A 23,498-nucleotide genomic window follows, 5' to 3' on the forward strand; every position below is an offset into this window, starting at 1 on the left:
GCCGCATGGCGGTGCCGCCTCCGTCCGCTTCGTCACCGAGGAATACCGCCGATGAAACGCCCGAGCGACCAGCAGCTTCGTGAGCGCCTGATGCAGCCCAGCCCCAAGCGTCAGGGGCAGCCCGTGGATGCCATGACACCGCCCGACCAGGAGATGGCCGTCTGGGTCACCCTGGACATGCTCAAGCCCTACGAGCACAACCCCCGGCAGGTCCAGAACCCCAAGTACGAGGAGATCAAGGCGTCGATCCGTGCAGCGGGCCTCAAGCACAAGCCCCCGGTCACCCAGCGGCCGGGCGAGAAGCACTACACCATCTGCGACGGTGGCAATACCCGCCTGCAGATCCTGCGCGAGCTCTATGAAGAGACCGGTGAGTCGCGCTTCCACGCCTTCTATGCCCTGTACCGACCCTGGCAGTCGGAAGTGAAGATGCTGACGGGGCACCTCAGCGAGAACGACAACCGTGGCCAGCTGCTTTGGATCGAGCGAGCCAAGGGCGTGATGGACGCCAAGGCGATGTACGAGGAGGAGAGCGGCGACACGCTCTCGCAGCGTGAGCTGGTCAAGCGCCTTGCGGAGGACGGCTACCAGGTGGCCCAGAGCCATATCAGCAAGATGCTCTATACCGTCGAGCATCTGCTGCCCACGCTGCCCAATACCCTCTACAGCGGCCTGGGACGGCCGCAGGTCGAGAAGCTGATCAGCTACCGGGAAGCCTGCCGGCTGATCTGGGAGCGCTGCACCCAGGAGGTCGAGCCCCAGGGCTTTGCCGATACCTGGCACCAGACCATGGCCTGGTTCGATGACGAGGGCCAGACCGAGATGAACTGGGGCATCGTGGTGGATCGGCTTTGCGGCATGCTGGCCGACTACACGGGCGTGCACTTCAACGTCTGCGAGCTGACCCTCGACAATATCGTCACCTATCGCAAGCGGCGCTGGGACCTGGAAGAGCATCAGGCCTTCGAGGCCCTGGACGTTGAGTTGCAGCAGATGCGTGACCCCGACGCCCAGCCGCCCTCTCTCTATCCACCGCTGCCCGAGCCCGCCACGGGCGGTGCGCCGGTGGTGAAGGTGCCCGCTTCAGATCCTGGCCGTGAACCTCAATCTCAGCCGCAGACCGACCCTCAGGCCGAGCAGCTACCGTCGCCTCGGACCCTTAGCCGAGACGCGCCTACCGACGATGAGAGAGCAGAGAGCGCCGAGCTGCTTCGGCTGCGTGAGCAAGTAGCCGCGCTGGAGCGCGAAAAACAGCAGCTGAGCGAGTCACCGTCTCCCTCGGTGCCGGTATTCAGCGAGTCGGCATCGGAGGCTGACTCAGGGCCCATGGCGGCACCCGCAGAGGAGGCGGATGACTGGCCAGAGGGTGCAGCGCGGACGGAGGCCGAGCGGGCTGCCCGCCTCGAGGGGCTGACCCAGTCCCGCTGGGAAGAGACTCCAGGGAAGCGCGGCTACCGTCACCATCTGGCCAGCGAGCTCGGCGTGCCCAGCTTCGACTTCGAGCAGCTGGCTCCCCTGGCGGCACCGGTGCTCTCCGGTGAGACCACCCCGCCCATTGCCGACGTCTGGTTTATCGAAGGCGTCGAGGATGAGCCTCGCTCACTGCGTATTCGTATCCGTGAACTGGTGCAGGTCATCGCTCGCTGGGGCGGCTTCGGCGGCAGCGACGTGGTGATCGCCGATGACGACGGCATCGGCTTCGACCTCAACCCACTGCCCGAGGCGGCCGACCGCCGTGCCCGCTTCGCCTGGCAGGCGCTGGCCAGCCTGCGCGGCGAGCTCAATCCCGAGTACCCCGCCGATGCCACCCTGTGGGGAGCGCTGCTGGGCACCCATCGGGAAGAGGGCGCTGAGAACGCCTGGGACGATGCGGTACTGCTTCGTTTCTTCCGTCTGGTGCGGCTGATTCGCCGCCTTCGTGAACACCTGCAGGGACAACAGGAGGCCCAGTCATGAGCTCTTCATCCGCCAACCTGAATCAGGCGCTGCTCAGCCAGGTCATGGGGTTTCTTCGTGAGGGCAACATGCGCCGTGCGCTGGCCCTCGGCTTCAGTGAGGATGAGCTGCGCACCCTGCGGCGACTGAGAGCGAGCGATATCGACTCGCTGGCCTGCGCAGGACCGGTGGTAGCGCGCTTCTCGGTGGATCACGCCGCACTGCGCGGCGTCCTGGCGCGCATCGATCGTGACCAGGACCGTGAGACCTTGATCGACCGCTGCCTGAGGCTGGGGGCCAGCGTCAGCATGATGGGCGCCTTCTTCGGCCTGACCGGCAACGACTGCTCGACGCGCCGTCAGCTGTTGGGCATCGCGCCGCGCCAGGGGCGGCTGGCGATGCCGCCGGAGCAGGCTGAGCACGATGCCTGGGAGCGCTGGCAGCATATCGCCCTGGACCCCAAAGCGACCGATGACCTGCAGGGTATGGTGACCCTCGCCGAGGAGACCGATATCCCGCTGGCGGTGGTGTGGCACCTGGTCAAGCAGTGGGTCGACCCCGGCCAGCCGCGCACGGCGCCGCCGGCCGAAGAGTGGGCGTCACCTGAAGGAGAGCGGTGATGGTGCAGCTTCGTGATGCCACTCGGAAGGGGCTGGATCGCCTGATTGGCCAGGCGGCTTCCGAGCTGACCCAGCGCCGGGGCGAGTCCCCGGCGTCCTCCGTTGTGAACGGTGAGGTTGGGCAGTCTGGAGAAGCCGCATCCTCGGGCCTCGATGGCCTGCTGTTCTTCGGGAACCCCCATGAGACCGTGCCGCGGTCGTTGCTGCTGGATCCGCGCCTCGGGCACGTTGACAAGCTTGGCTGGCAGATGATGCGCATGCTGGTCAATCCGGACCGAACCACCGCGGTGCCGACCTACGACGAACTGCAGCCCTTGCTGCGGGGGGCGCCGGGCCAGAAGGCGTCGCGGGCCACGGTCGCCCGGGTTATCGCTGTGCTTCGCCTGACCCGCTGGGTCAGCCTCGGGCACCGGGCGCGCAACGCGCAGAACGGCCGAATTATCGGCAACGTCTATATCCTGCACGACGAGCCACTTTCGCCCGCAGAAGCTTCGGTGCTGGATGCCGACTACGTTGAGTATGTGTGTCGCTGCCTTGATCACCAGAACAAGGTGGTCAAGGCCGTCGCTGCCATGGTGCTCGAGGAGCTCCAGGAAGCCGGTGCCCTGCATGAGCTGCCGACGCGTCTCGATACCATGGCCTCTCGCTCCCGGCAGGCCCGGAGCCGGTCGCTTGCCAGGCATGACGCTGCCCAGTTCTCTACCGTGACTGACCAGAAGAACCAGGGCAGGCAGCCGAGTTCTCATCGAGAACCCGGCCGAGTGCATCGAGAGAACTCCCCTGGTTTTCAGAGAGAACCAAGCATGAAATCAAAGGCTTATCGGGCTGTCGAGGCAGTTCTCGATGAAAACTCGGGCAGTTCTTCCCGTACAGTACGTACTTCACACTGTGTAAAACCTACAGGTACCTCAGCCGTGAACCTGCACTGGCCGGCATGTCTCGCGATGGATGAGAGCGAACGCCAGGCGACTCAGCTGCTGATGGCGGAGCTGGCCGGCGACACCCAGCAGGCGATTCTCGATGAGGCGGCAGGGCGCGTGAGCAGTGGCTCGGTGCGAAACCCCAAGGGCTTCCTGCGAGGGCTGATCAAGCGAGCCATCGGCGGCGAGTTCGTGGCGACCGGCTATGCCCAGGCTCAGGCGAAGCGCCGGGTGGGGAGGGCGCCACAGGGGGCTTCCGCCGCCGCCGAGCGGCCGGCAGCTCGAAGCGTACCGCCGTCCTCCCCCTGGACAGCGGAGCCGCCGATTGCCGAGCCGAGCACCACCTCGCCCGAGGAAGCCCAAGCCGCCCGAGAGCAGTGTCTGCGCTCGCTGGGGTTGTGGCCATCGGCCGGGAAAAACCCACTCAGCGGCCATTAACGATTCCCCTGTCTTCCCCGCATCAACTGATTGACAGTGCCTGCCGTACCGCGGACACACATCAGCATGAGGGCAACGCGACATGGCCGTTGATCGCCTGGGAGCACTGCGCAGCAAGATCGAGCTGACGCTACACACCCATCACGCAGCACGGATCTGGAAGGGGCGAGGCGTCGAGACAGGGCGTCCGCAGATTATCGGCATGCGGCAGTTTCTGCTGATCTGCGGTGCGATCAAGCAGAACGCCGCCAAGGATGACCCCTATGCGGATCACTGGCTGCTGCAGCTGGATGCCAAGCTCGCCGAGACGCGAGCTCAGCTGGACCAGCGCCTTCAGGAGCTGGATAACCTGCTGGCTCAGCTGCCGCCAGAGCTGGACGTGGAAGAGAATCTCAACCAGCAGCCCCTCAAGATTCCCGTCTATACGGGCGGCCAACACGGCTGGCTCGCTCTGCGCCTGCTGATCGATTTCGACCGCTTCGTCAGGCGCGTCATGCTTGCTCACCATATCGCCCTGATTGGCCGGCGACAGATGGAGGAATACGTCCGGGTGGGGGGGCACCTCCTGCGCAGCCTGTGCGCGAGCACCCAGAAGTACCCCGGCTTCAGCGGTGCCACCCGGGATGACTTTGCCGCCAACAATGCCAAGGCTCGAGACGCCATCGAGAAGTTCGGCGCACTCCCTGACGATGTGCTCTCCGGCAAGCGGCGCAGCGAGTTTGCACCGCCAATTGCCAAGCCAGCTGAGGCCGCGAGGGCCGGCAGCGACGGCGAGTCGAAAGGAGACTCACCGCCTTCCGCTGGGGAGCCAGGAGACGCTCCCTCGACGTGATTCCACTGGAATCACTTGATCGGCGGTGCCGGGGAGAGCTCCGGGGGTGATTCCACTGGAATCACCTGGGCGGCGGTGCCGAAGAGGCCTCCGGGGTGATTCCACTGGAATCATCTGGGCGGTGGTGCCGGAGGAGGCCTCCGGGGTGATTCCACTGGAATCATCTGGGCGGTGGTGCAGGGGAGGCCTCCAGGGTGATGCCAGTGGCATCACTTGGTCGGTGGTGCCGGAGGAAGCCTTGGGGTGATTCCAGTGTAATCACCTGGGCGGTGGTACCGGGGAGGTCTCTGGGGTGATTCCACTGGAATCACTTGGGTGGCGGTGCAGGGGAGGCCTCCAGGGTGATGCCAGTGGCATCACTTGGTCGGTGGTGCCGGGGAGGGCCCCGGGGGTGATTCCACTGGAATCACCTGGGCGGCGGTGCCGAGGAGGCCTCCGGGGTGATTCCACTGGAATCATCTGGGCGGTGGTGCAGGGGAGGCCTCCAGGGTGATGCCAGTGGCATCACTTGGTCGGTGGTGCCGGGGAGGCCTCCAGGGTGATGCCAGTGGCATCACTTGGTCGGTGGTGCCGGGGAGGGCCCCGGGGGTGATTCCACTGGAATCACCTGGGCGGCGGTGCCGGAGGAGGCCTCCGGGGTGATTCCACTGGAATCATCTGGGCGGTGGTGCCGGAGGAAGCCTTGGGGTGATTCCAGTGTAATCACCTGGGCGGTGGTACCGGGGAGGTCTCTGGGGTGATTCCACTGGAATCACTTGGGTGGCGGTGCAGGGGAGGCCTCCAGGGTGATGCCAGTGGCATCACTTGGTCGGTGGTGCCGGGGAGGGCCCCGGGGGTGATTCCACTGGAATCACCTGGGCGGCGGTGCCGAGGAGGCCTCCGGGGTGATTCCACTGGAATCATCTGGGCGGTGGTGCCGAGGAGGTCTTCGAGGTGATTCCAGTGGAATCACGGCAAGTGCATGAGGGGGCAGCTTGGATACCGCATCGAACAGCTATGGCAATGATGCATTCAACAGCTACGCAAAGGGTTTTTTAAAACCCTTTAAGGGTAAGGGGGAGCTGATTCGGCTCCGTGATGAGTTGGAGGAGTCGGCAAGAGCGGCGCGGCAAGAGGCGATCGATATAGCCTCGCAGGCGAATGGGGGGTTGCTGAAGTCGACTGATCTTTGGCTGACCCCATGGGGTAAATCAGGCGTTCCTGCCAGAACGCTGCAGTGGCGCGATAACAGGCAGAGGAGCATGGGGCTTTGGCTGCTGGAAACGTTCCTGTCTCGCGACGACATATCCGAGGCGATGCGGCAGTCCGTCATCGATCTCGAGGTGCAGCGCTGCGTGTTCAATGCCAAGGCGGCCACGATCAACTGGTCGATCAAGCGAATCGGCAAGGCGCTGGCCGATATCGAGCATGCCGTCTCATTTCAGCGATAACGACCAAGGAGGATACCCATGGGCACCCGCTTTTACGGTGAGGGAAATATCGGCAGCGATCCGGAGGTTCGGACATTCCCCGTGCGTGAGAACCAGCCGCCCCGCACGCTGCTCAGGCTAAACGTGCGATTCGATAACCTGGTCCCCAAGGATGGAGAGATCGTGGATCGTGGTGGCTTCTGGGCCGATGTGGAGTGGTGGCACCGTGATGCCGAGCGCTGGTCCCGACTGTACCAGCGGGGCATGCGGATTGTGGTAGTGGGCAAGATGGTTCAGGACAGCTGGGAGCAGAGCGGCGAGACGCGAACGGCGTTCAAGGTGCAGGCAGACCGGGTCGCTATCTTGCCTCACCGGGTGGCTCAGGTAATCATGGATGCCCCCCATAGCCATCAACAGCCGGCTGAGCAAGACAACAGCGGCGCAGAGGCCAGCCAGGAAGGCTACGGGGGCTAGCCGCTGAGTGATCATGGATGAACCAAGGAGAAGAGCGATGAAGGGAGCCAGGGGAGTTCTGTGTTGGGTGAGCCTGGGTGCTGCTGTGACCTTGGCAGCGGGCTGTGCCACACAGGACCATCTCTACTCTCAAGGGCGCTGCCTGACCTGTATCAACAATCCGGTGACCGGGGAACCAGTCAATTACGACCCCGGGCAGCAGCCTGCTATCGAAAAGGATGCTGAGGCAGCCAGCAGCGGCCAGGAAGTATCGGCAAGCAGCCGGCATGGGCGCTTCAGCATGGCATCGCCGCTTGATGTGGATACGGCCTATGCTCGGGTGCGTTCCGAGTTTGGATTCCGCTCCGATGCGGACTTCAATCCGAACAGCAACTCTGACCAGTGGGCGATGATGGACAACGCCTGGCACTTCGATGCTACGCCCGGCGCTTTCTATCAGATGAGTGACTATGCCAGGCAGGCCGTCAACGGGGCCGAGCACTCCCTGGTGCTGAAAACTCAAATACAGCGCGACGGCAGTGGTTCTCGTATCAACGTAGAGTACCTGCCAACGACCAGTGCCGGGTACGATGGGGATGCCATGGGTGAGGCGCTTGAGGAGCGTTTCCGTATGGCGCTCCGTTAGCGCAGACAGGAGGGCATTCGGTGACATCGCCAGCACTGAGAAAAGAGCGGATCGGCATCACTCATGCAGCGCAGCTGCTGGGTGTTCGTGTCACCGAGCTCAAGGATGCCCTTCGGCATGGACGCGACCTTCGCGGCCATGCGCCACCCCAGCCCATTGTCAGAGGTGCCGGCTCGTCCGGCACCCAGATGCTGTTCCTCCTGGGGGACGTGATGGACGTCGCCGAGCTGATGGCCAGCTCTTGAAGGCGTCGGTGCAAAGCCGTTTCGCTGTCGTTCCCTTTCTTGCTTCGCTCCCTCCCACTGCCTTGCCATGCTGCCCTCCACGCTTATGAGGGAGGTGTGCCAATGCGTCTATTCCTGTGCGAGAAGCCTTCGCAGGCCCGAGATATTGCCCGCGTGATTGGTGCCGGCCAGCGCAGCGAGGGCTTCTTGAAGGGCGAGGGGTGTGTCGTGACCTGGGGGTTCGGGCACCTGCTCGAGCAGGCTCCGCCGGAGCAGTACGATCCAGCGCTCAAGCGCTGGTCGCTGGAAGCGCTGCCGATTCTGCCTTCGACCTGGAAGATGGAGGTCAAGAAGAGCGGCCGCAAGCAATTCGGTGTCGTGAAGAAGCTGCTGGGCCAGGCGACCGAGGTGGTAGTGGCCACCGATGCCGACCGGGAAGGGGAAACCATCGCCCGCGAAATCTTGGATCACTGCGGCTATCGGGGGAAGGTCTCCCGCCTGTGGCTCTCGGCCCTGGATGATGCCTCGATCCGCAAGGCCCTGGCCGGCATCAGGCCCGGCGAGGCGACCTACCCGCTATATCTGGCTGGGCTCGGGCGTAGCCGGGCCGATTGGCTGGTCGGGATGAACCTGACCCGGGCCTATACGGTGCTGGCCCAGCGACAGGGCCATCAGGGAGTACTCTCGGTGGGGCGTGTGCAGACGCCTGCGCTGCGCCTGGTTGTGGATCGCGACCGGGAGATTGCCAACTTCGTTCCCCAGCCCTTCTGGGAAGTCGTGGCGCATCTGCAGGCGTCGGGCGGGACCTTTCAGGCGAAGTGGCAACCGAGTGATGCCTCGATCCAGGATGCCGCGGGGCGCTGCGTCAGCGAGGAAGCCGCCCGGTCATTGGCTCAGCGAGTCACCGGGCAGCAGGGGCGTGTCAGCCACCTCGAGACGAGCCGCAAGAAGGAGGCGGCGCCACTGGTGATGGATCTCTCATCGCTGCAGCAGGAGGCGTCGCGCCGCTTTGGTTACGGTGCCCAGCAGGTATTGGATATCGCCCAGGCGCTCTACGAAGTCCACAAGGCGACCAGCTACCCGCGAACCGACTGTCGGTATCTGCCGGAGTCGCAGCGCGATGATGCCGAGCGCATCGTGACGATGCTGCTGCACTCGGATGAGGTGCTGTCACCGCTTCGCCAGCGGCTGGACACGAGCCGCAAGAGCCGTGTCTGGAACGACAGCAAGATTACCGCCCACCACGGCATCATCCCGACCGCGGCCTGCGACCTGGCCAAGTTGAGCGATGACGAGCGCAACGTCTACGACCTGATTCGTCGCCACTACCTGGCCCAGTTTCTGCCGGCTCACGAGTACGATCGGACCGAGGTGCGGGTAGACCTGGAGGGCGAAGCGTTTGTGGCCTCAGGGCGGCAGGTGCGTGTGGAAGGGTGGCGCGAACTCTTTCCCCGGGCGGCGGTTGGAGATGGCGGCGACGAGGAGCGGGAAGCGCCCCCGCTGCCGTCGCTGAGCGAGGGGGAGTGCTGCCAGGCCCGTCAGCTTGAGGTGCTGGCCAAACAAACGACACCGCCCAAGCCCTTCACCGAGGGCACCCTGGTCGCCGCCATGAAGCATGCCGCTCGGTTCGTGACAGACGAGCGCCTGAAGGCGCGTCTCAAGGAGACGGCAGGGATCGGCACCGAGGCAACGCGAGCCGGCATCATCGAGACCCTGCTGAAGCGGGGCTTCATCAAGCGGCAGAAGCGGGCCCTGGTTTCGACGCCGACCGGCCAGAAGCTGATCGATGCGCTGCCTACCGTCATCACCAATCCCGGCATGACGGCGCTCTGGGAACAGGCGTTGGATGACGTCGCGGCAGGGCACCTGGCGTTGCAGGAGTTCATGGGCCGTCAGGCCGGGATGGTAGAGAAGCTGGTGCAGCATGCGCGCGAGTCCACGGTGACGATGCCTCAGTCGAAGAGCAAGACGCCAGGAAAAGGCGCTGGCAGCCGGCGCAAAGCGTCATCATCTTGACCCTAAGAGGGGTAGGCTCAATAATGAGAGCCGTACCCCGTTGGTTGCTGACGGTCATCACGCAACGCCCTTTGAGCGCCAACGCTCAATCCCCCAAAGTATTCGCACCTCGCGAGACGAATACGCCCCATCCCGCCTATACGGCTCACACTGCATCATCAACAGTCGGGGTTCGAGGTTCATTAGTCCCAGGCCAACTTGGTTGGTTGGCCACCTATCTCATACGACGACCGGCCTGCCGGCTACCTTGATCCAGGGTGGCGGCCAGGCCGGTTGACGTTTCCACGCTGGAAACGCCTGCCCTTCTGCGGAGCCCGCCGCATCACCAACGGGAGCCCTTTGTGCAGGGATCTGTGCTTGATCGACCGAATGCGTCCGCGAAGAGATTCGGGTGCCACCGTGAGCGAAGCATGACAACGAGGGACATGCCTTGGCTCCAGTTGCATGGCGGACATCCTGGTACTTGTCGATACGGCGACGACCCTGTTGATGCCCTCTATGGTCTTCAATCCCAAGACGTGGCGTGCCGCGTCTTGCGAGTGGGGATATCGAGGAGACGCTGCCCAAGCAATGAGCAGCCTTCCAGTGGGCAAGTGCCGCCGCTGGCGGCCCGGTGGTCTCGACCGGTTCCAACCGAGACACCCCAGGCACCCAGGCGTTTCAAGGGTGCGCCGCTTGGCGGTACGCCGTCACCCAAGGCCTCGCGCATCCCGAGACGAGGCCGCCCATTCGGGCTGGATGCCACTGCGATTACAACCCATTCGGGGAGATGCCTCCCCAGGGGGGCGGACCCCCTGGAACCTGGAGGAAGACCCCATGGCCACGATTGTCGACGACCATGTCATGGTCTGTGACGACTGCCTGATGATCATCGCCAATGACGATGCCACCGGGCTGGATCACTTCCTGGATGAGGAGAGCGCTGCCGCCCGAGAAAGGGAGGTGCGTGATTCCATCTACGCAGCGCAGCGCGACGGGAACACCCTCGTCGTCGGCGATAGCGAGTACGACGAAGCGTTCTCGACCTCATCCTGCGACTGCTGCCACACCCACCTGGCGGGCGCTCGGCACCACTGCGTGCTGATGGGCTGAGCCAGCGTCTGAAACCACCTATTGCCCACCCGGGAAGCCACTCGACTTCCCAGAGGGGGCGAGTGTCTTCCGGGCGCACACCGCAACCCACCGAGGAGACACTCCATGACGAACTCCACTCACCAGAGTGCCACCACTGGCTTCTTCGATCTGCATATCACCGGCCTTGGCTATCTCAACCGCATCCGAGAGGTCAGGCCGAAGCGTGGAGACGCGTTCTGGGCATGCGATATCGCCGCCCTCAATGGCCCCGCGGACGATGTGGGCTATACCCGCTTCGACTGTCGGATCAGCGGCCGTGAGGCCGAAGCGCTCGTCAAACGCTGCCGCCAGGCGGTGTATCAGGGCCGCAAGGTGCTGGTGGGCTTCAAGCTTGGCGACCTCTGGACGGACACCTTCGTCTACTCCAGAGGCGACAAGGCGGGCCAGACCGGCGTCAGTCTCAAGGCGCGCCTGCTGTTCATCAGCTGGATCAAGGTGAACGGCGAGATGGTTTACCAGGCGCCCCGCCGCGACGAGCAGACTGCCGGCAACGACAGATCCGCTGCCTCAGCGGAGCCGTCTGAAACCGGCAATGGCTACGCCGCTGCCCATGCGGGAGAAGCGGCCGGCTCCTTCGATTCGCCGGCCATGCACTGATCCACAGCGCTTCCATCAACCTACCCAGCCGGGGATTTACCTCCCCGTCGGGGAGGTTCTTCTCGGCGATGACAGTCCGCTGGAGAAGACAATGCGAGTGGAAGTTAACCAACTGCTCTACGATCCGCGAGATCCGATCTGCTTCTACATCCTGAGCGAGAGTGCCGGGAGGCTGTACGCCTTCGTGCAGTGCATCGATCGGGGCATGGATCTCAAGGCTCACTACCGCGCCCGCTATTGGGGCGAGTATAGCCACGACGACCCGGATGGCAGCATCCGTCTCATCCTGACTCACGGGGGTAAATGGCCAGGCCTGCCCCTCGACTAACCACATTGCCCATCACCACCCAGCCGGGGAAATGCCTCCCCGCTGGGAAGGTTCTCCCCGGCGTTGTCATGAACGGGAGAACCACGATGGAACACTTTGTCCCTAATCCCTATGCGGTCGAAGGTGCGCTGATTCGGGAGGCGGTGCTGCGCGAGCAGTTTCGTCTCACGGTGCATGGCACGCGCTGGGAGTATGACGATACCGCTCCCTCGGACCCCTGGTTCGAGGAGACAACCGTCATCGACGCTGGCAGCTTTGCGACGGTCACCGAGATCGTCCATGCAGAGCCCGACCTTCTGGCGCATATCGGCCCGGAGGTCATGCTGTCTCACGCCGAGGTGCGAGACCGGTACGGTCGCCTTGTGGCAGCAGCACGCTTTACGACGGGTGCCTTCGAGTGGCTCATGCCGCCCACCGTTCAGGAAGCGTCTGCGCTACGCGAGCGCGAGCAGGCACTGGAGCAGCGGGCCAGGGAGGAGATTGCCCTGGCAGACAACGTCAGCGCAGCGCGCTGGCTTCGCGAGCAGGCGGCAGGCGTGCGGCTGCAGCTGGCTCTGGACCACTACTATCGACCCTATGTGCGCCGAGAGCTCGAGGCGCTCAGCGTCATGCCAAGGCACTGACGATTCCCAACCTGCGAAAAACGCCCCATTCCGGGGCGTTTTTCCTTTCCCCGCCTGATTACGCTTTCCAATCGACCCGCCCCCGCAAACCCGAGAACCTCCTGCCTCAACGCCATTGAATGGACTCCTTGAGGCAACGCATGCTCAACCTTTCCACCCTCTCGACCGCTGCGCTGATCGCCACCACGCTGCTGGCGGGCTGTGCGCATCAGCCGCAACAAGCTCCTGAACCCTCGAACGCCGACTCTCTGGTGCTTTCGCTGCCGTACTTCGACGTGGACGGCGAGCGGCATCGGGCCGTGGTCACCGGCCCCAACCCGCCGACGACCGAGGCCGTGACTCCGGACATTTACAGCGACGAACTGCCCTCCGTTGAGGTCATTCGCACCGGGCGTTACCAGCTGGTGGCCACTCAGGCCTCGCTGGGTCAGCGCTACCTCCTGGAGCAGACCATCGACGTGCGCATTCCGGCATCCATGACCACCACTGTGGAGGATGCGCTGCATCACACCCTGCGCCATACCGGCTATTCGCTCTGCCCCGCGCCCGGCCCCGCTCAGCGCACGCTCTACCGCAAGCCGCTGCCGGCGGCCCACTACCGGCTGGGCCCGATGCCGCTGCGCGAAGCCCTTCAGGTGCTGGGCGGCGACGCCTGGGAGCTGGAGGTCGACCCTGTCGCCAGAGAGGTCTGCTACCAGGTGCGGGATATCCGCTATGCGCCGGGGCACGGCGACGACAGCCGTGACGAGAGCGCTGCAGCGGTGGCGGAGGTGAGCGATGAGTGAGCCTACCGAGCTGTCGCCCGACCACAAGCCGACGGAGCCGCAGCATCGCCGCAAGCGCGGGGCAGGGAAGGGCAGCAGGAAGACCCTCTACGGCCTGCTGGCGGTCAGCCTGGCCGGTGCCGTGGTGTCGGGGGCTCTGCTGTTGAGGCCGGCGCCTGAGGAGGTGCCGGTGGAATCCCTGGTGCAGTCCCAGGTGCAGCAGGCGTTGGTACCGCTGGAGGAGGCGCTCGCCCGAGTGGAATCGCAGCAGACGGTGCTGGAGCAGCACCTGGCGGAGCTGGACCAGCGTCTCGAGCGAGCCGAGCAGCGTGGGCAGGAGAATGCCGCCAGCATCACCGCCGCACAGGCCCAGCTGGAGCAGCTGGATCCGCTCGAGCCCCGCCTGTCTGAGTTTGCCGAGACGCTGAGCCACCTGGATAGCGAGCTCAACCTGCGCGTCACCGCCCAGAACGAGCAGATCCAGACGCTGGAGAAGCGCCTCGAGCAGAGCCGGCAGGCGGCACCACGCCCGGCACCTTCCCGCCAGGCGCCGCGGCCAGCGGCCCCGCCGTCGCCCCCGTTCCAGGTCACCGGCGTCGAGTCCCGGGGCGGGCGCCCCTACGTTGGCGTTTCGCCCAACGGCCTGTCGAGCCTGCGGGATATCCGGCTGCTGGGCGTCGGGGATCGCCAGGATGGCTGGGAGCTGACCAGTATCCGCGGCACCCGCGCCGTCTTCAGCCGCAACGGCCGCGCCGTCGACGTCCAGATTCCCTGAGCCCACCGGAGATCCTGCGATGACAAACCCGAAACCTGCTGTGCTTTCCGCGATGACCGTTGCCGTGGCGCTGCTGGCCAGCCAGGCCGCGGCCCAGTCCACCCCGGAGCATCGCCCCGATGCCTCCGCCGTGATTCAGGAGGCCCAGCGGCTGCTCGAGAGCGAGCGCACTACCACGCGCATGCAGCGGGCCGAGGCCTGGAGGCTGACCGAGCGCGACTGGGAGCGCTACGAGACGCTGATGGAGGGGCCGCGGGGAATCTGGTCGCCCAATCTCGATCCCATCACCGCCCTGGGCGTGGAGGCGCGCAGCGCCGAGGAGCGCCGCCGCTATGCGGAGCTGCTGGTGGCCGTGGAACGCGAGCGCACCGAGCGGGAGCTGGCGTTTCAGCGAGCCTATGACGAGGCCTGGCAGCGTCTCTATCCCGACGAGATGCCGGTGGATGAGTTCACCTTGCGGCCGCGCAACGCCTTTCACTTCACCGACGAGGGTGCGCTGCAGGCGCGGCTGACGGTGTATGTGGCGGTCGAGGCGTGCGAGCGCTGCGACAGCACTGTCAGCGAGCTGTTGGTCCAGGGCGCTCAGATGGACATCTTTGTGCTCGACAGCGACGGCGACGACGCCGTGATACGCGACTGGGCCAGCCGCGTGGGCGTGCCGGCGGGTCGCGTGCGGGCGCGGGACATCACTCTCAACCACGGCCAGCCGGACCCCGAGCACGGCATCACTATGGGGTCGCTGCCCCAGGTCTACCCGAGGTGAGGAGGGGGCATGAGGCTGACAGCATGCCGACGCTGGGCAATGAGCTGCGCGCTTGCCTGTGGCCTGGCATGGGTATCGTCGCTGGCCAAGGCGAGCGCGGTGCCGCCGGCCTATTTCGATGCGGCAAGCCTGCATCAGGTCCCGCCCGAGGTGCTCTATGCGGTGGCCACGGTGGAGTCAGTGGTCAGCCTGAAGGCGGCTCGCCGGCCCTGGCCCTGGACCCTGAATGTGGCGGGGGAGGGCTTCCACTTTGCGACTCGCCAGGCGGCCTGCGATGCCCTGGTGCTGGCCCTTCAGGAAACCCGCGTCGTGGACGTGGGCATCGCCCAGCTCAACGTGCGCTGGCAGCCGCAGCTGTTCGGCGCCGGCAAACGCTTTCCGCACCCCTGCGATGCCCTGGATCCCTACGCCAACCTGGAGGAGGCGGCGCGCCTGCTGCGCGGCCACTTCGAGGCTACCGGCGACTGGGTGCAGGCGGCCGGGCGTTACCACCGTCCCGCTGGCGGAGAGCCGGCGGCCCGCTACCGCCGCCTCGTCGCCGCGGAGCTCGAACGGCTGCAAACGTCTCGCCAGCGGCAGCTGGCAGCCAACTAAGGAAGAGTCGACCGATGGTGAAACGTGATCGCTGCCGCTGGATGTTACCCGCTCTGGTGGGTGGGCTCCTTGGGCTGTTTGCCGCCATTGCCCAGGCGGAGACGATGCCCCAAATGTCCCTGGCCGAGCGGCCTGCCCTGGAGGTGCTCGCCGATCATGGCGGGGAGCCGGCCCGCCCCTACTTCGTTGCCATCGGCATGGCCGACGTGCCGGAGGAGGAGGGCTATGCCCCGGATACGCGTGCGCCGGTGGCGTTCAGCGAGGCGGATATGCTGCCGGTGACCAGTGAGCGGCTGTCGCCCGGCGAGGTGCGCTTTCGTCCGCTGGATCTGCCGAGCCGCATGACGCCCTTCTTCCTGGTCGGTGACGATGCGCTGTCGCTGCGCTGGCTGGAGGCCCGCGGGGAGACCCTGCGCGAGCTCAACGCGGTGGGGCTGATCGTCGAGGTGGCCACGCCCGAGGGGCTTGAGCGCCTGCGCGAGGCGGCGCCGGGGCTCGAGCTTCGCCCCACGCCGGGGGACGACCTGGCCGGTCGGCTGGGCCTGGCCCACTACCCGGTGCTGGTGACGGCTCAGGGGCTGGAGCAGTAGGAGCGCACGATGAACCAGACACACCCTCTGGAGGCGCTGCTGCGCCCGGCGGTAGAGCTCAACACCGCCCTGGTCTGCCTGGCCTGTGCGGTGCTGTGCGTCATGGCGCCCTGGTCACTGGCCCTGTCGCCCAGCGTGGGCTACGGCATGGCGGCAGGCTTTGCTGCCTTCGGGCTGTGGCGGGCTCGGCAGGCCTGGGTGGTGCTGCGCTACCGCCGCAATATGAAGCGCCTGCCGCGCTTCGCGCTGCGCAGCCGGCAGATCCCGGTCAGTCAGCGGCTGCTGTGGATGGGCAAGGGCTTCAAGTGGGAGGCGCGCCACACCCAGCGGCTGCATGAGAGCCAGCAGCCTCACGTGCAGCGCTATCTGCGCCCGGGGCCCGCCTACCGCCTGGCCCGGGAGCTGGAGAACCGGTTGGAGCGCTATGGGGCCGGTCGGCCGCTGGTGAAGCTGCTCGCCGCGGATGTGCCCTGGAATCCTGTGCGCCCGCTGCCGCCGGTGGGCGGCATGGCGGCACTGCACGCCGTGGAGTGGAAGGAGCGCGACGTCTACCTGCCCCTGGGGGAACGGGTGGGTCACACCCTGGTGGAGGGCACCACCCGGGTCGGCAAGACCCGGCTCGCCGAGATCCTGATCACTCAGGACATCCATCGCGGCGACGTGGTGATCGCCTTCGATCCCAAGGGCGACGCCGACCTGATGATCCGCATGTATGCCGAGGCGCAGCGGGCGGGCCGCGGCGATTCATTCTACGTCTTCCACCTGGGATGGCCGGATATCTCGGCCCGCTACAACGCCGTGGGCCGCTTCGGGCGCATCTCCGAGGTGGCCACCCGGCTCGCCGGTCAGCTCTCCGGGGAGGGCAACAGCGCCGCCTTCCGCGAGTTCGCCTGGCGCTTCGTCAACATCGTGGCCCGGGCCCGTCATGCCCTGGGGCAGCGCCCCACCTACGAGCAGATCCTCTCGGACGTGGTGAACATCGACGGCCTGATGATCGAGTACGCCCAGCAGACCCTGACCCGCCACGACCAGCACGCCTGGGAGCGCATCACCACCATCGAGGGCAAGCTCAACGACAAGAACATCCCCCGCCAGTTTCAGGGCCGCGACAAGCGGGTCGTGGCCATCGAGCAGTACCTGCAGCAGGTCAAGGTGGTGGACGCGGTGCTCGAGGGGCTGCGCAGCGCCGTGCGCTACGACAAGACCTACTTCGACAAGATCGTGGCGAGCCTGCTGCCGCTGCTGGAGAAGCTGACCACCGGGCGCATCGCCGAGCTGCTCTCGCCGGACTACGACGACATCGAAGACCCTCGGCCGATCATCGACTGGCAGCAGATCATTCGTAAGCGCGGCATCGTCTACGTGGGCCTGGATGCCATGTCTGATTTCGAGGTGGCCCAGGCGGTGGGCAACTCCATGTTCGCCGACCTGGTCTCGGTGGCCGGCCATATCTACAAGCACGGCATCGATGACGGCCTGCCGGCGGTGAACGGCAAGCGCATGGGCAAGGTGCCGATCAACCTGCACTGCGACGAGTTCAACGAGCTGATGGGCGACGAGTTCATCCCGCTCATCAACAAGGGGGGCGGCGCCGGCATTCAGGTCACCGCCTACACCCAGACCCTCTCCGACATCGAGGCGCGCATCGGCAACGCCGCCAAGGCCGGCCAGGTGGTCGGCAACTTCAACAACCTGGTGATGCTGCGGGTGCGCGAGGAGAAGACCGCCGAGCTGCTGACCCGGCAGCTGCGCCAGGTCAACGTGGCCACCCGCATGCTGGTGAGCATGGCCTCGGATTCCAGCGACATCGCCAACGATATCGACTTCACCAGCTCCGGCGGCGACCGCATCAGCACCGTGCAGGTGCCGATGATCGAGCCGGCGGACGTGGTCTCGCTGCCCAAGGGGCAGGCCTTCGCCCTGCTCGAGGGCGGCCAGCTCTGGAAGGTGCGCATGCCGCTGCCGCTGCCCGACAGGCACGAGGACATCCCTGGCAGCATCGCCGAGCTCGCCGAGCGCATGAAGCGCGACTACACCACAGGCGAGCAGTGGTGGACCGCGGTGATGCCGCCGCCGGTGAACCTGGAGCTGGGCGAGCTAGGGGCTGAGCTCCCGGTGCGGGCTCGCGATGCCCAGGAGCCGCCGCCTGCGCAGGCAGAAGCCCGAATTGAGGAGCAAGACAAGGACGAGGCCAAGGCGCGCCGGCAAGGGGAGGAGGCCGAGGACCAGCTGCTCGACGAGTGGCCGCTGGCTCAAGAGATGGAGAACCGTGATGAACATCGAGACAACGCCCATGACGCCTGATACCGCGGCAACCGCCATCGTCTCCAGCGTCGCCTTGGAGAGCGGCTCTTTGAGTGAGCTGCCGCCGGCCCTGTACGGGCTGCTCGACTACGTGGTTATCGGCATCGACCGCGTCGAGCTGACCCAGCGCGCCTACCGCAAGGGGCTCTCGCCGGTGTGGGAGCAGGGCGAGCACCCCCATGAGGGGCGGCTGATCCTGCACTACCACGATCGCCGCTGGTCGCTGCTCTGCTCGCTGACGCCAGTCAGGGTGCACTGAGATGGCCACGGCAGAGCGCGCCCAGGAAACCCGACGCGGCTGGTTCTCCACGCTGTTCGGCCTGCCGTTTCAGGTCATGGCGGTGCTGGTGGTCTCGCTGCTGATGTCGGTGCTGATCGAGTGGGCGGGGATCTACTGGCAGTGGTGGAGCCAGCCCGGGGCCCAGCACGCCCTGGAGACCCTGGAAGCGGAGGTGGCCCGGCTGGATACCACCTTTACCCGCTCGCTGCTGGTCTCTGACCCGGTCGCCTTGGCGACGGGGGCGGTCAGTCGCGCCTACGACTGGCTGTTCGTGAAAAGCGGGATCTCGGCTTGGCTCGAGACCAGCGCCCATCACGGCGGCTGGCTCGGCACCCTGCACGTCTATGTGCAGGCGGCGCTCTACGTCACGCTGATGACCCTGACCCGGGTGGTTATCCTGCTGCTGACCTCGCCGCTCTTCGCCCTGGCGGCCCTGGTCGGCTTCGTCGACGGCCTGGTGCGTCGTGACCTGCGCCGCTTTGGCGCGGGGCGCGAGTCCGCCTTCATCTACCACCACGCCAAGAGGGCCATCACGCCGGTCTTCGTGGTGGGCTGGCTGTTCTACCTGAGCGTGCCCTTCGCCATCCATCCTAACGCCTTCCTGCTGCCCTGCGCGGCACTCTTCGGCCTGCTGGTCAGCATCGCCACGGGGAGCTTCAAGAAGTACCTCTGAGGTCTCACGTCGCGGGCCTTCCGCGGCCTCGCGGCTATCGTCCGGAGCCTGTGCGGGCTCCGGCGCTTGCGTGTCCAGGGTATTGAGCGGACACAGATAAACGTCGTGTGCGGCGCTTATGGTTTCCTGCTGCGCTGCACCCCGGCGGGCGACAGGATGACGGCAATGCCAGCCAACGGATGGACTGTCTTGCCATGACGCTTCGCCGCTTGCCACGGGCCCTGTCGCCCCTGCTTCTGATGCTGCTGACCGCCCAGTTCGGTACCGCCTATGCCGCCGAGCGCGACGGCGTGCGCGATGAGATCGCCCGCCAGGACCTTGCCCTTATCCAGGACCAGCTGGCCCAGATTCAGCGCATCGTGGACCGGCTCGAGGGTCGCGTTGGCGAGTTCGACCCCCACACCACCCGCGTCTTTCTGGACGTGCCGCGTCTGCGCCGTGACCTCGAGGCGGTGGCCGAGGGCATCGACGACGTGCTCGAACCGCCTCGCCTGCCGCCCCGCCAGCCGGCGCCGCTCGCCGGCGACTACCTGCGGGAGCGGTACTGATGGAGGCCTTCGCCGCCGGTGCCGGCTTCGAGGCGCCTCCTCTGGGCATCCTGATTGCCGGGGTGGGCTGCACCGTGGTGCTGCTCTGGGCGTGTTGGAGCGCCATCTCCTCCTACCGAGGCTACGCCAAGGGGCGCGTCAGCGGCGACGACTTCGGCTTTGCCGCCCTGCGCGCCGTCTTTCTGGTCGTGGTGATGTTCTGGATTTTCCTCTGAGGCCGCAGGCCTCGCCTTTTCGTCATTCAGCAATTCGACGTTCAGTAATTCGTCATTCAACAAGGAGCTCGTTATGACTGTCGTGCGTTCACTCTTTTCTCGTGCCCGTGCTCATGCCCAACCCTGGGGCTTTGCCGCCCTGGCCGCGGCGGGGCTCTTGCCGGCCCAGGCCATGGCACAGGGGCTGCCCACCATGGAGGCGCCGTCGCGAGGGGAGGGGGAGGGCCTGCTTACCACGCTGCAGAACTATCTGTTCGACTTCGGCGCCCTGGGCGGCCTGATCCTGGCCACGGTGGCCTTCCTGATCGTGGCCATCGCCGCCATCGCCACCTTCAACGAGGCCCGGGTACGCGGTGAGTGGTCGAAGTTCGGCGTGGTGGTCGTGGTCGGAGTGGTGCTGATCATCGCCATCATCTGGCTGGCCACCAAGGCGGCGGAGATTCTCTGATGGCCAACCGTCTCGACTTTCTGCCGACCCGCCTGAACGCCGCGCCGGTGGTGTTTCGGGGGATGACCGGGCATGAGGTTGGGATGATGGCCCTGGGCGGCCTGGCCGCGGGCCTGCTGCCGGGCGCGATCGGCGCCTGGCTGCTGGGGGCCATCGCCATGGTGCCCACTGTGGCCTTCGCCTGTGCCGGCATGGCGCTCTACTTCGGTGGCGCCGTCATGCGGCGGCTGCGTCGCGGCCGTCCCGCCTCCTGGCTCTATCGCAGCCTTCAGTTCCGCCTGGCCCGGCAAGGCATACGCCTGTGGGGCGGCGAGACCCTGATCACCCGCTCCGGCCCCTACTCGCGGCGGCGGATGCGCTACCAGCCGGGAGGACGGCCATGAGTCGCTTTCGTCACGCCCTGAGCGCCCGGGATGCCCATATCACCACCCTGCGCCTGGTCATCGCGGTGCTGGCCCTGCTGAGCGCCGGCCTGTGGTGGGGCTGGAAGTCGGCCCCGGAGAACCTGACCATCCACAATCCGCCCGACCTGCGCTCCGGCAGCACCCGCGCCTGGTGGGAGGTCGACCCGTCGAGCGTCTATGCCTTCGGGTTCTACGTCTGGCAGCAGATCAACCGCTGGCCCGCGGACGGCCAGAGCGACTATCAACGCAACCTACAGGCCTACTCGCCCTTTCTCACCCCCTCCTGCCAGCGCTACCTGGACAACGACTACGAAACCCGCAACCGCCGCCAGGAGCTCTCCGGTCGCGTGCGCGGCATCTACGAGATCCCCGGGCGCGGCTATCGCGCCAGTGCCGTCGAGGTGCTGAGCCGCGATGCCTGGATCGTGACCCTGGATATGGCCATCGACGAGCAGTATGCCGGCACGCCGGTGCGCGACCTGTTCATTCGCTATCCGCTGCGCATCGTGCGCGCCGACGTGGATCCCCAGCGCAACCCCTGGGGCCTGCAGGTGGACTGCTTCGAGGGCACCCCGCAGCGCCTGGCGGTGCCCGGCCGTGAGGAGGAAGGAGACCCGCTATGAAGCGCGTGATACTGGCCTGCCTGGCGAGTGCGATGCTGGCCGGCGACGCCCTGGCGGTGGAGATCATGCACTGGGAGCGCCGTCCCCTGGAGATCCCGCTGCCGGTCGATGAGGAGCGCATCGTCACCCTGGACCGCAACGTGCGGGTGGGGCTGCCGCCGGCCCTGGCCAACCCCGAGGTGCTGCGCGTCCAGAGTGCCGGGGGCGTGCTCTACCTGAAGGCCTTCGAGGCATTCGAGACCCAGCGCGTGCGGGTACAGGACGTGGAGAGCGGGGATGTGCTGCTGCTGGACCTCTCGGCCCGCGAAGGGGCCAGCGGCGAGGAGATCCTGGTAGTGGACAGCCGCGAGGCGTCGCCGGCCAGTGGAAATGCTTCATCGGGTTCGTCCACGGGAAGCAGCGGGGCGCAGGCGTCAGAGGCGTCACGGCCTTCGGCTCAGGCGTCAGGCGGTGACGCTCAGCGGGCCACCGCCACGCCGGTGCCCGTGCTGCTGACCCGGCATGCCGCCCAGTCTCTCTACGCGCCACAGCGGACCATCGAGCCTCTGCGCGGCGTCTCGCGCGTGCCCATGCGGCTGCCCGAGTCGCTCGGCACCCTGCTGCCGTCGCTGCCGGTGACCGCCACGCCCCTGGGCGCCTGGCGGCTCGATGGCTGGACGGTCACCGCGGTGAAGCTCGAGAACAACGACCGGCGACGCGCCTTCGAGCTCGACCCGCGCTGGCTGCAGGGAGACTTCTACTCCGCGACCTTCATGCACCCCTACCTGGCCCCGCGGGGCTCCGTGGAGGACACCACCACGGTCTTCCTGGTCACCCGGCGCGGCGGCCTGGACAGGGCGCTGATCCCGCTGGAGGAGACGGATAAGGCCGAGGAGGGCACCTCATGACTCTGCGCAGCAACACCCTGCTGAAGGTGCTGGTCCCGGCGCTGCTGGTGGTCGTGCTGCTGATCGTGGTGCGCGGCCTGAGCGGCGGCGGTGATGCCGGCACGGACGCCGAGACCGGGGAGGCTGACCCGACGCTGACCCTGAGCGACGACGAGCTGCAGGCGCTCGGCATCGAGGGGGATACCCCGCGGGACACCGTGGCCACCCTGGTGGGCCACGTGCAGGCCATGCGTCGCGACCTGGAGCAGGCCCAGGCGGAAACCCAGGCGCTGCGCGATCAGAACGAGCGGCTGATGACCCGCAACCAGGACATGGACGGCGCCATCGACGAGGCGCTGCGCCGCGAGCGCGAACGGCTGCGTCAGGAGATTGGCCAGTCCCAGCCGGACAGCTCCATGCTGGGCACCCTGCAACGGCAGCTGGATCAGCTGCGCCGCCAGGTGGACGGGCAGCGCGACGACGACCTGCCCATCGGTCTGGGCTTGGAAGGTGGCGGCGGTCCCAGCGGAACGGCCTACTCGGGCTCCGGCTCGGCGCAGGCGCTGACCTGGGTCGAGCCCCTGGACGCCCAGGAGGACGAGCGTGGGCGCGGCGAGACCACCTTCCCGACCCGCTTTGGTGAGGCCGCCGGTGAGCTGAGCGAAGCGGCTCGGCGCGCTTCCAGTGCGGTGGAGAGCCGGGTGACCGGACGCCCCGATGCAGCCAGTGTAGAGCCCGTCTACACCCTGCCGGAGAACTCCACCCTGATGGGCTCGGTGGCCATGACGGCGCTGCTGGGCCGGGTGCCCATCGACGGCACCGTCAACGACCCCTACCCGTTCAAGGTGGTGATCGGCCGCGAGAACCTCACCGCCAACGGCATCACCCTGCCTGAGGTGGAGAGCGCCATTGTCAGCGGCACGGCGACAGGGGATTGGACGCTCTCCTGCGTGCGCGGCCAGGTCAACTCGATGACCTTCGTCTTCGAGGACGGCACCGTGCGCACCCTACCGGCCCCGGAGGACGTCAATTCCGGCGACGGCTCCGGACGCACCACCATCGGTTGGCTCTCCGACCCGCGGGGCCTGCCATGCATCCCCGGAGATCGCAAGACCAATGCCCAGCAGTTCCTGTTGACCAGCTTCATCCTCGGCGCCGCCGAGCAGAGCGCCAATGCCGTCGCCATGGGCGAGGTCACCACCAGCGTCGACAGCGGCGGCGTGGTCAGCGGCCTCACCGGCAGCTCCGGCCGCTATGCGGCCAGCCAGGCCCTGGCCGGCGGCGTCTCCGACGTGCGCCAGTGGGTGCAGGAGCGATTCGGCCAGACCTTCGATGCCGTGTACGTGCCGCCCGGCCAGCCGGTGGCCATCCATATCGAGCGGGAGCTGCCCATCGACTACGAGACACAAGGAAGGAGGGTGCGATATGACCGCACGGGCTCGGATGTCCTCGATCTGCCGTAATGCAGCCAATAGT

The 23,498-nt window shown here is 66.5% G+C and carries 28 protein-coding genes; all 28 read left to right on the forward strand.

Translation table 11 applies throughout. The annotated features are described in order from the left end of the window. Positions 1-51 precede the first annotated feature (51 nt). The 28 genes from HIR79_RS02955 to HIR79_RS03090 all read left to right on the forward strand — a co-directional run bounded on the left by HIR79_RS02955 (position 52) and on the right by HIR79_RS03090 (position 23,485). The gene (locus HIR79_RS02955; protein ID WP_169956670.1) at positions 52-1,956 is read left to right on the forward strand and encodes a ParB family protein; all 1,905 of its coding nucleotides are present in this window, start codon (positions 52-54) and stop codon (positions 1,954-1,956) included. Then, entirely contained in the window at positions 1,953-2,555 is a 603-nt protein-coding gene (locus HIR79_RS02960; protein ID WP_096654982.1) for a DUF2857 domain-containing protein, read from the forward strand. Before HIR79_RS02955 ends, HIR79_RS02960 begins: the two co-directional genes overlap by 4 nt. Then, positions 2,555-3,913, forward strand: coding sequence for an STY4528 family pathogenicity island replication protein (locus HIR79_RS02965; RefSeq protein ID WP_169956672.1), 1,359 nt, complete (start codon positions 2,555-2,557; stop codon positions 3,911-3,913). Before HIR79_RS02960 ends, HIR79_RS02965 begins: the two co-directional genes overlap by 1 nt. 82 nt (positions 3,914-3,995) lie before the next feature. Beyond that, positions 3,996-4,745 carry a PFL_4669 family integrating conjugative element protein gene (locus tag HIR79_RS02970; protein ID WP_023004985.1) on the forward strand — a complete coding sequence of 250 codons (750 nt, stop codon included), beginning with the start codon at positions 3,996-3,998 and terminating at the stop codon, positions 4,743-4,745. A 974-nt stretch (positions 4,746-5,719) separates the two neighbouring features. Further along, the gene (locus tag HIR79_RS02975) at positions 5,720-6,175 is read left to right on the forward strand and encodes a DUF3158 family protein (protein WP_169956674.1); all 456 of its coding nucleotides are present in this window, start codon (positions 5,720-5,722) and stop codon (positions 6,173-6,175) included. An 18-nt stretch (positions 6,176-6,193) separates the two neighbouring features. Continuing rightward, the gene (locus HIR79_RS02980; protein ID WP_096654988.1) at positions 6,194-6,628 is read left to right on the forward strand and encodes a single-stranded DNA-binding protein; all 435 of its coding nucleotides are present in this window, start codon (positions 6,194-6,196) and stop codon (positions 6,626-6,628) included. Between the two features lie 37 nt (positions 6,629-6,665). Next, complete coding sequence (locus tag HIR79_RS02985) at positions 6,666-7,253, forward strand: hypothetical protein (protein WP_169956676.1); 588 nt, start codon at positions 6,666-6,668, stop codon at positions 7,251-7,253. Between the two features lie 20 nt (positions 7,254-7,273). Continuing rightward, positions 7,274-7,498 carry a hypothetical protein gene (locus HIR79_RS02990; RefSeq protein WP_169956678.1) on the forward strand — a complete coding sequence of 75 codons (225 nt, stop codon included), beginning with the start codon at positions 7,274-7,276 and terminating at the stop codon, positions 7,496-7,498. A 102-nt stretch (positions 7,499-7,600) separates the two neighbouring features. Then, entirely contained in the window at positions 7,601-9,493 is a 1,893-nt protein-coding gene (locus tag HIR79_RS02995; protein WP_169956680.1) for a DNA topoisomerase III, read from the forward strand. A gap of 816 nt (positions 9,494-10,309) precedes the next feature. Then, positions 10,310-10,585 (forward strand): hypothetical protein, encoded by a 276-nt coding sequence (locus HIR79_RS03000; protein ID WP_096654996.1) that lies wholly within the window; start codon positions 10,310-10,312, stop codon positions 10,583-10,585. Between the two features lie 105 nt (positions 10,586-10,690). Further along, the gene (locus HIR79_RS03005; protein WP_169956682.1) at positions 10,691-11,224 is read left to right on the forward strand and encodes an STY4534 family ICE replication protein; all 534 of its coding nucleotides are present in this window, start codon (positions 10,691-10,693) and stop codon (positions 11,222-11,224) included. A gap of 91 nt (positions 11,225-11,315) precedes the next feature. After that, complete coding sequence (locus HIR79_RS03010; protein WP_023005080.1) at positions 11,316-11,552, forward strand: hypothetical protein; 237 nt, start codon at positions 11,316-11,318, stop codon at positions 11,550-11,552. 86 nt (positions 11,553-11,638) lie between these two features. After that, the gene (locus HIR79_RS03015) at positions 11,639-12,175 is read left to right on the forward strand and encodes a hypothetical protein (protein WP_096655003.1); all 537 of its coding nucleotides are present in this window, start codon (positions 11,639-11,641) and stop codon (positions 12,173-12,175) included. Between the two features lie 140 nt (positions 12,176-12,315). Then, complete coding sequence (gene pilL2, locus HIR79_RS03020) at positions 12,316-12,960, forward strand: PFGI-1 class ICE element type IV pilus protein PilL2 (RefSeq protein WP_169956684.1); 645 nt, start codon at positions 12,316-12,318, stop codon at positions 12,958-12,960. Then, on the forward strand, positions 12,953-13,714 hold the full coding sequence (locus tag HIR79_RS03025; RefSeq protein WP_169956686.1) for a hypothetical protein: 762 nt from the start codon (positions 12,953-12,955) through the stop codon (positions 13,712-13,714). The genes pilL2 and HIR79_RS03025 overlap by 8 nt, the downstream gene beginning before the upstream one ends. Positions 13,715-13,733: 19 nt before the next feature. Beyond that, positions 13,734-14,477: a TIGR03759 family integrating conjugative element protein gene (locus HIR79_RS03030; RefSeq protein WP_169956688.1), complete on the forward strand. Its 744-nt coding sequence runs from the start codon at positions 13,734-13,736 to the stop codon at positions 14,475-14,477. 9 nt (positions 14,478-14,486) lie between these two features. Further along, entirely contained in the window at positions 14,487-15,071 is a 585-nt protein-coding gene (locus tag HIR79_RS03035) for a transglycosylase SLT domain-containing protein (RefSeq protein ID WP_211620913.1), read from the forward strand. A 14-nt stretch (positions 15,072-15,085) separates the two neighbouring features. Further along, positions 15,086-15,661, forward strand: a complete 576-nt coding sequence (locus HIR79_RS03040) for an integrating conjugative element protein (RefSeq protein ID WP_249322236.1) — start codon at positions 15,086-15,088, stop codon at positions 15,659-15,661. Between the two features lie 9 nt (positions 15,662-15,670). Then, positions 15,671-17,965, forward strand: coding sequence for a type IV conjugative transfer system coupling protein TraD (traD, locus tag HIR79_RS03045; RefSeq protein ID WP_211620916.1), 2,295 nt, complete (start codon positions 15,671-15,673; stop codon positions 17,963-17,965). Then, positions 17,934-18,224, forward strand: coding sequence for a hypothetical protein (locus HIR79_RS03050; RefSeq protein ID WP_152527074.1), 291 nt, complete (start codon positions 17,934-17,936; stop codon positions 18,222-18,224). The genes traD and HIR79_RS03050 overlap by 32 nt, the downstream gene beginning before the upstream one ends. A gap of 1 nt (position 18,225) precedes the next feature. Further along, entirely contained in the window at positions 18,226-18,918 is a 693-nt protein-coding gene (locus tag HIR79_RS03055) for a TIGR03747 family integrating conjugative element membrane protein (protein WP_169956690.1), read from the forward strand. 194 nt (positions 18,919-19,112) lie between these two features. After that, positions 19,113-19,466 carry an integrative conjugative element protein, RAQPRD family gene (locus HIR79_RS03060; protein WP_211620918.1) on the forward strand — a complete coding sequence of 118 codons (354 nt, stop codon included), beginning with the start codon at positions 19,113-19,115 and terminating at the stop codon, positions 19,464-19,466. After that, complete coding sequence (locus HIR79_RS03065) at positions 19,466-19,681, forward strand: TIGR03758 family integrating conjugative element protein (RefSeq protein ID WP_096655021.1); 216 nt, start codon at positions 19,466-19,468, stop codon at positions 19,679-19,681. The genes HIR79_RS03060 and HIR79_RS03065 overlap by 1 nt, the downstream gene beginning before the upstream one ends. 73 nt (positions 19,682-19,754) lie before the next feature. After that, positions 19,755-20,129 carry a TIGR03745 family integrating conjugative element membrane protein gene (locus tag HIR79_RS03070; RefSeq protein WP_169956693.1) on the forward strand — a complete coding sequence of 125 codons (375 nt, stop codon included), beginning with the start codon at positions 19,755-19,757 and terminating at the stop codon, positions 20,127-20,129. Then, a complete protein-coding gene (locus HIR79_RS03075) occupies positions 20,129-20,512 on the forward strand; it encodes a TIGR03750 family conjugal transfer protein (RefSeq protein WP_163559715.1) in 384 nt (127 codons plus the stop codon). The genes HIR79_RS03070 and HIR79_RS03075 overlap by 1 nt, the downstream gene beginning before the upstream one ends. Beyond that, positions 20,509-21,156 carry a PFL_4703 family integrating conjugative element protein gene (locus HIR79_RS03080; RefSeq protein WP_169956695.1) on the forward strand — a complete coding sequence of 216 codons (648 nt, stop codon included), beginning with the start codon at positions 20,509-20,511 and terminating at the stop codon, positions 21,154-21,156. Before HIR79_RS03075 ends, HIR79_RS03080 begins: the two co-directional genes overlap by 4 nt. Next, positions 21,153-22,043, forward strand: coding sequence for a TIGR03749 family integrating conjugative element protein (locus HIR79_RS03085; RefSeq protein ID WP_169956697.1), 891 nt, complete (start codon positions 21,153-21,155; stop codon positions 22,041-22,043). The genes HIR79_RS03080 and HIR79_RS03085 overlap by 4 nt, the downstream gene beginning before the upstream one ends. Beyond that, positions 22,040-23,485, forward strand: a complete 1,446-nt coding sequence (locus HIR79_RS03090; protein WP_169956699.1) for a TIGR03752 family integrating conjugative element protein — start codon at positions 22,040-22,042, stop codon at positions 23,483-23,485. The genes HIR79_RS03085 and HIR79_RS03090 overlap by 4 nt, the downstream gene beginning before the upstream one ends. Positions 23,486-23,498: the final 13 nt, after the last annotated feature.

This window comes from Halomonas sp. PGE1, from assembly GCF_013000985.1.
GTDB lineage: Bacteria > Pseudomonadota > Gammaproteobacteria > Pseudomonadales > Halomonadaceae > Halomonas > Halomonas alkalicola.